Origin of the sequence: Actinomyces sp. HMSC065F12, assembly GCF_001814535.1 — a bacterium.
Lineage (GTDB): Bacteria > Actinomycetota > Actinomycetes > Actinomycetales > Actinomycetaceae > Pauljensenia > Pauljensenia radingae_A.
Genome location: NZ_KV816981.1, coordinates 20,476 through 26,948 on the forward strand (window position 1 = coordinate 20,476; position 6,473 = coordinate 26,948).

At 59.0% G+C, this 6,473-nt stretch carries 4 protein-coding genes and 1 pseudogene; all 5 read left to right on the plus strand.

What is annotated here, in order from left to right:
• Window positions 1–2,176, plus strand: a pseudogene (locus HMPREF2975_RS06115) (tape measure protein); the annotation flags it as partial.
• On the plus strand, window positions 2,176–2,868 hold the full coding sequence (locus HMPREF2975_RS06120; protein ID WP_070726510.1) for a hypothetical protein: 693 nt from the start codon (window positions 2,176–2,178) through the stop codon (window positions 2,866–2,868). The pseudogene HMPREF2975_RS06115 and the gene HMPREF2975_RS06120, both read left to right, overlap by 1 nt.
• Window positions 2,869–2,939: 71 nt before the next feature.
• Entirely contained in the window at window positions 2,940–5,621 is a 2,682-nt protein-coding gene (locus HMPREF2975_RS06125) for a phage tail spike protein (RefSeq protein ID WP_070726511.1), read from the plus strand.
• A 16-nt stretch (window positions 5,622–5,637) separates the two neighbouring features.
• Complete coding sequence (locus HMPREF2975_RS06130; protein WP_070726513.1) at window positions 5,638–6,060, plus strand: DUF1617 family protein; 423 nt, start codon at window positions 5,638–5,640, stop codon at window positions 6,058–6,060.
• A gap of 26 nt (window positions 6,061–6,086) precedes the next feature.
• Window positions 6,087–6,278: an acetyl-CoA carboxylase gene (locus HMPREF2975_RS06135; RefSeq protein WP_227469296.1), complete on the plus strand. Its 192-nt coding sequence runs from the start codon at window positions 6,087–6,089 to the stop codon at window positions 6,276–6,278.
• The last annotated feature ends 195 nt before the right edge of the window (window positions 6,279–6,473 follow it).

Genomic DNA, 6,473 nt, shown 5'->3' on the forward strand with positions numbered 1-6,473 from the left:
TGTTGAAAGCCAACCTCGCCTCCGAAGCCATCATTGCCGGGGTCAAGGGTATCGGGCATGCGATCGCCAGTATTGGGCGCGGCATGGCCGGAGCCTTGAAGGAAGGCGTGGAATACAACGCCCGCATGGAGCAATACACCACCTCGTTTACCACGATGCTGGGTGATCAAGCCAAGGCTCAGAAACTGGTCAATGACCTGAAGGTTGAGGCGGCGAAGACTCCGTTTGGTATGGAGGACCTCGCGGGCAACATGCAGACCCTCCTGAGCTTCGGAATGAGCCTTGAGGATGCGAAAAAGCACCTGAACGAAATCGGCGATATCTCCCAAGGTGATGCGGTGAAGATGGAATCGCTCACGCTCGCCTTCGCCCAAATGTCTTCGACCGGCAAGCTCACGGGTCAGGACTTGCTGCAGATGATCAACGCCGGATTCAACCCGCTCGAAGAGATCTCCCGCAAGACCGGCAAGTCCATCGGTGAACTGAAAGAGGATATGGCCAAGGGTGCTATTTCGGCTGACATGGTCGCTGACGCATTCGCCAGTGCTACTGCTGAAGGCGGGCGTTTCTACGGGGCCATGGACGCCCAATCCAAGACCTTCTCCGGGCAGCTTGCCACGATGCAGGACGGGGTGGAAAATCTCAAGGGGTTGTTGGCTGGTGGTCTGTCGGAGGCGTTGGCGGGTTCGGTGTTGCCGATGGTCAACGGGTGGATCGACGAACTAACCGCAGCGTTCGAAGAAGGCGGAACACCCGCACTCATCGACACCCTCGGCCAAGTCTTACAGGAAGCCCTCGCATTTATTGCTGAGCAGCTACCGATGGTGGTCGAGACCGGCATGTCCATCCTCACCGCCCTGTTAGAGGGCATCATCGAAGTCCTCCCACAAGTGGCCGAGACAGCGGTGACGCTGATTATCGCGCTGGTCGAGGCAATCATCGAAGCACTGCCGTCCTTGTTGGAGGCGGCGATTCAGATCATCGCAACCCTCGTCTCTGGCATCGGCGAAGCACTACCGGAACTGGTTCCTGCGGCGGTGGAAATGCTCGTCGCCCTCGTCCAAGGGCTCGTCGATAACCTACCGCTTTTGTTGGATGCGGCGTTGCAGCTCATCACCGGACTCGCCGAAGGCCTCATCGTAGCCATCCCCGTCATCATCGAAGCGCTCCCGCAGATCATCACCGGCATAGTGACCTTCCTTGTGGGTGCGATCCCGCAGCTCATCGAAGCAGGAATCCAGCTGCTGACCGCGTTGATTGGGGCGTTGCCACAGATCATCACAGCAATCGTCGCAGCACTCCCGCAGATTATTACTGCGATCGTCAGCGGCGTGGTGGGTGCGATCCCGCAGCTCATCGACGCAGGCATTCAACTGCTGACGGCGTTGATTGGGGCGTTGCCACAGATCATTACAACGATTGTGGCCGCGTTGCCGCAGATTATCGCAAGTATTGTGTCGGCGATTGGTGGGGCTATCCCGCAACTCGTCCAAGCAGGCATCCAACTCTTGACGGCACTCGTGCGGGCGTTACCCCAGATCATTTCCACGATCGTCGCAGCAATCCCGCAGATCATTACCGGCATCGTCTCGGCCGTTGGCCAGGGCATGTGGCAGATGGCGGAGGCGGGCAAAAACCTCGTCTACGGCCTGTGGAACGGAATCCAATCCCTGGCGGGGTGGTTGTGGAATTCGGTCTCGAACTGGGCAAGCGGGATTTGGGACTCCATCACTGGCTTCTTCGGCATCCACTCACCGTCTCGCAAGATGGCCTGGGCAGGACGGATGCTCGTCGAAGGCCTCGCGGCTCCATCAAAATCGATGGCAACAAGGCTGTCACTGCTGCCACTGGTTTGGCTAGGGACACGATGGACGCCTTCAGCGAGCTTGAAGACGGACTTCATGTACCGATCGACGCAGTGGCAGACCTGCAGGTACCTGCCGTTGACCTCACTCCACAACCCATAGCTATCAATCGCGATACGAGTGGCGGTGCTGATAGTGAGCGTGTGGATGTCGCGAGCATCGTCGATGCCACAGCAAAGCGCATCCTGTCTTCGCTGGAAATTAGCGTGACGTTGTCGGATGGGACGCTGGTCGGCAAACTCGCACCCGCTCTCGACAAACAACTTGCTCGTCTTGATCGGCGGCAGACCGTGATGGCAGGAGGCTACTAATGTATGGGTTCACCTTGAACGACACGGTGACCTCTACGTCGCTTGGTCTGCGCTTGACCGCCCCGGTTGCGATACCCGCCGCCGTCCGTGCGGTGAACGATATCGAGATCGAAGGCCGCGCCGGAACCCTGACCAGGTTTATAGGCTGGGAGGACACCGAACTCGAGCTTGAACTCGCGGTGCCTATCCGTGACGGGCTCCACCAATACCGGAAAGCCGCCCATGAGCTGACGGGCGCTTCGACGATTGCGTTGACTGCCGAGCCTGGTGTTTACCGCAAGGTTAAGCACTGCGAAGTGAGCGAACTGCGCCGGGAGCTGTCGGGGTGGGGGTTCTTCACCGCACGCCTGACCTGCCAGCCCTTCACTTACCTGACCGAGGGTTTGAAGCCGTTAATAATGTCGGAGTCGGGGACGATCACCAACCCTGGCCTACTTGATGCGGATCCGATCATCACTGTTACAGGCACGGGCATGCTCTCGTTGACGGTGAACAAAACGGTACATCAGGTGAATTCGCCAGCAGGCTCCGTCACGCTCGACAGCGCGCGTCTCGTCGCACACGCCCACGGGAAAGTCCAGACCGATGCGCTCAGTGAAGCCTTCCCAGTTTTGAAGCCTGGGGTCAATCGGATCACGCTCGGCGCTGGTATCTCGAAGATCGTGATCACGCCGAACTGGCGCAACCCCTAACACCCAACTCACGCAAGTTCCGATGGTCATCCCTTCGTGGGGTGGCCACTGTTGTCTTTGGAAGGCCTCTCATGATTACGGTTCACGACCGCACCGCCACGACATTCACCACCACCGGGCTAGGAGTCTTGGATCGGGAGATCATCAACCCGATCGTGACTGAAGAACTAGGTGGCGAATTCTCCTTGACCTTCACCTACCCAGCAGATGGACCTGCAGCCACGCACCTCGTACTTGAGAACATTGTGGCAGCGCCCGTGCCAGGGTTGGAGCAACGTCAGGGTTTCCGGATTAGCGAGGTCGTCACCACGATCGAAGGTTTGCTGGAAGTAACGGCGTTTCATGTCTTCTATGATCTGGCGGCGAACCTCATCGCCGACACCTACGTGGTCAACAAAACCGCGAAAGGCGCACTCACTCAAATCCTTGGCGCGGCAAACACTAAGCACGGGTTTACTGCTACCTCGTCGGATACGGTGACTAGGTCTTCGGCGCGGTTGGTGCGCATGCCCATCGCCCAAGCTCTGATGGATGCGGGCGAGGACAACACGTTCGCTGCGCGTTGGGGCGGTGAGATCACCCGGGACAACTGGCACATTCACCACGGGCCCATGCGTGGAGCCAACCACGGGGTGGTCATCCGTGACCGCAAGAACCTCACTGGCTTCGAATCGGCTATCGATTTTTCGACGGTGGTGACACGGATTCTCCCGGTCGGCTACGACGGCCTACTCTTGCCTGAACTCTATGTGGATTCGCCGAAGTTGGGCGATTATGTGGTGCCGCGTATCCGCGTCATCCGCTACGGACAAGTCAAAGCCATTACTGATAAAGACAACCCGCGTGAAGGCGAGCTTCCGCTCGACCAAGCACACGGCGAACTACGCCGTCTAGCGGCGGCAGAATTCAGCGCCAAGCATGTGGATGAGCCGTCCGCTTCGTACAAGATCCGCTTCACTGACCTTTCACAAACCCGTGAATACGCTGATCTCGCACGGCTGGAAACCGTCGAAATTGGTGACACGGTGACCGTCCGCCACACCGATCTTGGGATTGCGCTCACGGCGCGGGTAGTGGCCTACGAGTACAACCCGCTCACGCTCCAGTACATCTCGGTCGAACTTGGAACCGTAGCTCGGAAGTTCACGTCTGTCACCCGGCAAGTCAAAACCGCCATCAGCACGGCGGTGGCTGCGTCGGATGCGGCAGGGTTCGCGTTGGCTAGTGCGGATGGGAAGAACACCAACCACTACGGCAGTGCCCAACCCGAGAAGGCGCAGCTCGGCGACACATGGTTCAAGCAGAACGGCGAAACCACCGAAATCTGGATATACCGGCTCACCGACACCGGGCAGCCTGGCTGGGTGGCACTCGCTACTGACCTGAACCATGCCCAGATCAGCGCGGAACTCGACGCCGCCCGCGCAGAGGTCGACCACGCCCTCGCCGCTGCACACGACGCACAAACCGCCGCCGATGCTGTCGCCACTCAGATGGCTTCGGCGCAGGTGGAGATCGACCAGGCCAAGACCACAGCCGCTGGCGCTACCCAGTTAGCGCAGGATGCCCACGACGTTGCGATGACTTCGGATGGGCGGCTCACGGTTGCCGTTGTTGACCCGAGCGTAGCGGACGCGGCTGGCCGACCGGAGGGCGCGCTATGGCAAGTGCGTGTAGACGGCGTGATCGCCCGCCAATACATCCTCACCAACAACCAATGGGAACAGACACCGGTGGGTGCTGCGATGATCGGGTCGAAAGCGATCAGCCAAGCACACATTGCAGACGCCGCCATCGGCACCGCACACATCGCGGACGCCGCGATCACCGACGCGAAAATCGGGTCGCTCTCGGCCTCGAAGATCACCTCCGGGTATTTAGCTGCTGGGCGGATTGCCGCCGGATCGATCACGTCCGACAAGTTGACGATCGCCAACGGATACATCACCAATGCGATGATCAAGGACGCAGCGGTCACGTCGGCGAAGATCGCTGCGCTGGATGCTGGGAAGATCACCACTGGGACGTTGTCGGCGGCTCGGATTGGGGCGCGCTCGATTTCGGCTGACAAGCTCGCGACCAACGCGATCCAAGTGGGCTTGGCCGGATGGAACCAGTCGATCCGTATTTCGCCGACGCAGATCGCGTGGTATAACGGCTCCACCTTGGAAGGGACAATCTCCAGTTCCGGGATGAAATTCTGGTACGGCTCCCGCTACATCGGGGAGATGGCACGCCGTGCCCACAAGGACAAGCCCGACGTGCAAGGCGTCGTCAACCAGGTCGCCTATCAAGGCGACTATGTGGCCTGGACATACCAGACGGTTTCCGGCGGTGGCTACTTCACCTGCCTCACCCTGGATCCGAAGGGACGCTTCTACGGCGAGGCCGGCATTCATCTCGGTGCTGACTTGCGCACCAACGGCTACAAGTTCTACACCACCGGCTCACGCTACGTGACCTTGCAAGACTGCACGCTCACCGGGAAAGGCACCTACGCCGGGTGGGCGTCGAGCAATGGGCTGGCGAAGGTCGTGTTTCACACCTACGACCTGATGGTCGTAACCAACGGGTCGTATTACAACATGACCCGTCTCTTTGATCGCACCAAGGATTTGATGTCGAGGATGAACGCAATCCTCAGCCTGCTCAATCAAGGGTGGATCACATCCATCTCCGGAACCGGCTCGAACATCACGTGGCGGTACTTCTCCAACACAGGCCTGTCGGCCATGTCCACCAACCTCGCATAAGTAAAAGGAAACCCTCATGAAGATCATGCTCGCCAACCACCATTTGCAACCCATCGCCGACCTACCCACCAATATGCCGTTGAAGGCGGCGCAGTCCCGTGCTCGCTCGAAACTCCTCACGCTAGTGAAGGAAGCGATTGCACGGTTCGGGGAAGACGAATACGACCTCGTCACCCAATTCGCAACACTCGACGAGAACGGCCGCCCGATATTCGCCGACGATGGCACGTTCGTCCTCGCCGACCCCGACAAAGCCAGTGAATTCCTCGAAGCCCGCCAGAATCTGCTGACCTCGGTTGCGGAAGTGTCGGGTCCCACCTACGACGGCCACGACAAGGACGTGAAAGCACTTCTTGACGGCTATGAGGGTGAACTGTCTGGCGTGGCGGCGGAAGCCTACGACGTTCTCTACGACGCCATCACCAAGGGTGGCCAATGAAGGCCAAGGAAGAAAAGGACACAGAAATGACCGACGTTTCAGATGATGAGTCAACGTCTAGCGAAGAAGTACAGCTACCCATCGTCCCGATCGAATCCGATGCCACGCCCGCACCACCAGCAGAGGCCATCGAAGCCCAAGAACTCCCAGTGCCACAGGTCGCGTCGATTGATCTGACAGAGCCGATTCTCGAAGTTCTCACTGACCCGACCATGTAGCCCAGTGCTACACCAATTTTTGATGCCTTCACCCCAGATGGGTGTGGGCAATTTTTATGCCCACGAAAGGAATCATTCTCATGTCTCTACACGCCATCTGGCACGCCATCCAAACCGGCATCGCTGGTATTGGTGCGTGGCTCGCCGCTTATCTTGGAGGGCTCGACGGCCTCGTCTATGCGCTGATCGTCTTCG